Below are 3,440 nucleotides of genomic sequence, written 5' to 3' on the forward strand. Positions count from 1 at the left end.
ACCTGGACGAAGGCTCGCTGTGGCTGCAGGTGCAGATGCCGCCCGGCATCACGCTGGAACGCGCCTCCGAAATGGCGAGCGAGCTGCGCAAGGTCACCCGCGAGTTCCCTGAGGTGTCCTATGTGGTGACGCAGACCGGCCGCAACGACGATGGCACCGACTACTGGACGCCCTCGCACATCGAAGCCAGCGTCGGCCTGCATCCGTACCGGACCTGGGCCTCCGGCATGACCAAGCAGCAGTTGATCGACAAGCTGTCCGCGCGCTATGCGCGGATGCCCGGCTACACGGTCGGCTTCATGCAGCCGATGATCGACGGTGTGCAGGACAAACTGTCCGGCGCCCACAGCGACCTGGTGGTGAAGGTGTTCGGCGACGATCTCGGCGACGTCCGCCGTGTTGCCGGCGAAGTCGCCGCCACCTTGCGCGGCGTGCCGGGCGCGGCCGACGTTGCGGTCGACGTGGAACCGCCCCTGCCCAACCTGAAGATCGACCTGGACCGCGCCGCCGCTGCCCGCTATGGCATCAACGCGGCCGATGTGGCCGAGCTGATCTCCACCGGCATCGGCGGCTCGCCTGTCGGGCAGCTCTACGTGGGCGAGAAGAGCTACGACATGACCGTGCGCTTCCCGCCGGCCATGCGCTCCAGCACGGATACGGTCGGCGCGCTGATGCTGACCGCGGCCAACGGCGCCAAGGTTCCGCTGGCGCAGGTGGCACGCATCACCACAGTGTCCGGCGAGAGCGTGATCGTGCGCGAAATGGCGCGCCGCCACATCATCGTGCGGCTCAATGTCCGCGACCGTGATCTGTCCAGCTTCCTGAAAGCGGCGCAGCCCGCCATCGATCGCGCGGTCTCCTATGACCACAAGCGCATCCAGATCGAATGGGGCGGCCAGTTCGAGAACCTGGAGCGCGCGCAGGCGCGGCTGGCCATCATCCTGCCGATGACGCTGGCGCTGATGTTCGTGCTGCTGTTCGCCGAATTCCGCAACCTGCGCCAGCCCGCACTGGTGCTGCTGGCGGTGCCTCTCGCCACCATCGGCGGCCTGGCCGCGCTGCATCTGCGCGGCATGACGCTCAACGTGTCCAGCGCAGTCGGCTTCATCGCCCTGTTCGGCGTGGCGGTATTGAACGGCGTGCTGATGATCGCCCAGATCAACCGGCTGCGCGCGCAGGCAGGCATGAGCCTGCGCGAAGCCGTGATCGAAGGCGCCGCCAGCCGCATGCGGCCGGTGCTGATGACCGCCACCGTCGCTGCGATCGGCCTCACCCCGGCCATGCTGGCCGTTGGCCTGGGCAGCGATGTGCAGCGCCCGCTGGCCACCGTGGTGGTGGGCGGACTCTTCACCGCCACCTTGCTGACGCTATTGCTGCTGCCCGCCCTCTACTACCTGGTGGAAGCCCGCGTCGAACGCACGGCGCTGCGCACCGGGAAATCCGATATCGATACCGAAGGCGATGCACCGGCGACCCATGCCGCGGGCGAGGCCTGAGGAGAACCCAATGCAATGCACGACTAACACCAAGCATACGACACCCAAGCTGCGCCACGCCCTGTTCGCTACCTTGGCACTGGCGGCGTCGGCCGCCTGGGCGCAGGAAGCCCCTCCGGCCTTGGCCGCCCCCGCAAGCAGGGCCGCCGGCAACGCGCCGGACGGTATCGCGGGCAACGCCATGGCCACCGCCCAGTCCAGCGCGCCGGTACGCTTTGCCAGCTATCTCGACATTGTCGAACGCCAGAATATCGGCTTGTCCGCGCAACAGGAAACCATCCGCAGCGCCGAGGCCGAGATCTCGATCGCCGGCGTGCGCCCCGACCCGGAGATCAGCTATGGCCGCGGAAACATCGAACTGAGCCGCGCGGTCTCGCCCAGGCCACCGCGCACCCACGAGCTCGGCGTGTCGATCCCCATCGAGCTGGGCGGCAAGCGCGGCAAGCGCATCCAGGCAGCGAAAAGCAACCTGAAACTGACTGAAGCGAACCTGATGGGCTTCAAGCACACGCTGTATGGGGAATCCGCAGCGGCGTTCGTCGAAGCCTGCCGCAGCCGCGAGGCCCTGCTACGGCAGGAATCCACGCTGGCCGCGCTCGGCAACGTGGTACGCGCCAACGAGATCCGCCGCAAGGCGGGCGATATCGGCGGGCTGGAGCTGTCGCAGTCGCGCGTGGAACGCGACCGCTTCACCGCCGAGGTCAAATCCGCCCGCGCCGCCGCGCAGGCCGCCATGCAGAATCTGTCGGTCCAGATCGGCACCCGGATCACCGAGGTGTTCGGCCGCGCACCGCTGGCCTGCGACTTCCAGCCCTTCGCGCCCGGCACCGACGCCGGCGCGCTGATCGCCCAGGCAATGGAGCAGCGCGACGACGTCCTGATCGCCCGCGCCATGCTGGACAACGCGCGCGACAACGCCGAGCTCGCCCGCGCCAACCGCTGGGTCGATCCCACCCTCGGGCTGGGGCTGACCCTGACTCCGGGCGTGCGCGGCGGCGTCGACGACGAGGGCCAGCCACTGGGCGACGGTTCGCCGCGCTCGCGCATGCTCAGCGTCTCGGTGTCGATTCCGCTACCGCTGTCGCGGCTACAGCGCGGCGAGCTGATCCAGGCCGATGCGCTGGTCACGCAGGCGATGCTGGGACTGCGCGAGGCTGAGCTGAAGACGGAGGTCGACGTGCGCAACGCGCTTACCAGGTTCGAGGCCGCACGGGACAACCTGCAACGCTATCGCGACTCGGTGATCGCCGACGCGGACCGCGTGCTCGACGGCATGCGCCAGTCGTACCGCCATGGCTCGGCTTCGCTGCTGGAATTGCTCGACGCGCAACGCACGGCGGACGGAACCTACCTGGACTATCTCCAGGCCCAGGCCGACCTGGCGGCGGCAACGGTGGAACTGCAACTATCCACCGGCCGACGGCCATCGCTCTGATTGCCTTGCCAGTGGCTGGTGTTCTGTCGCTGCAGTGCTTGCGCGGTGACGGATACGGTTACTCATTCGTAGCGCATTCCACAAGGAGAGCGGGCACAGGGGCGACGCTTCGCGTCGCGCGCTATCCCTCCCCGGCCTGAAGGCCGAGGTTTCTCGCGCAAACTGATGAAAACAGTCAACCAGGGACCGTTCCAGCGCTGGCGTCTGTATCGCCTTAGCGTCATCATCCGGCTCGAGGACCTGGCCGACGCGCGCCAAGCCATGCGTTGCGCCACCAGCGACTGCGGCCAGTACCCGGTCAATGAGCAGCAAATGCCCCTAGGCGTGCCGCCGTGCAAGTGCATGCTCAGCTTCGAGCTCCGGATGCAGCAGAGGAGAGCGCCGCAGCTCCTGGTGGCGCTGGAGCGCGCCTTGGCGGCCATTCCGATCGTGTTGCTGCGCATCGAAGTCATGGGCAGCCATGCGGAGAGAACCCAGCCCGGTCGCTTGCACGCGGTGCGCGCACGGGC

At 68.0% G+C, this 3,440-nt stretch carries 3 protein-coding genes; all 3 read left to right on the forward strand.

Annotated features, from left to right (window positions below):
- A partial coding sequence (locus P3W85_RS02060) for an efflux RND transporter permease subunit (protein WP_276263540.1) occupies positions 1–1,496 on the forward strand: 1,496 nt, incomplete at its 5' end.
- 10 nt (positions 1,497–1,506) lie between these two features.
- Complete coding sequence (locus tag P3W85_RS02065; protein ID WP_276263541.1) at positions 1,507–2,931, forward strand: TolC family protein; 1,425 nt, start codon at positions 1,507–1,509, stop codon at positions 2,929–2,931.
- Between the two features lie 165 nt (positions 2,932–3,096).
- A partial coding sequence (locus P3W85_RS02070) for a hypothetical protein (RefSeq protein ID WP_276263542.1) occupies positions 3,097–3,440 on the forward strand: 344 nt, incomplete at its 3' end.

Origin of the sequence: Cupriavidus basilensis, from assembly GCF_029335485.1 — a bacterium.
Taxonomy (GTDB): Bacteria; Pseudomonadota; Gammaproteobacteria; order Burkholderiales; family Burkholderiaceae; genus Cupriavidus; species Cupriavidus basilensis_E.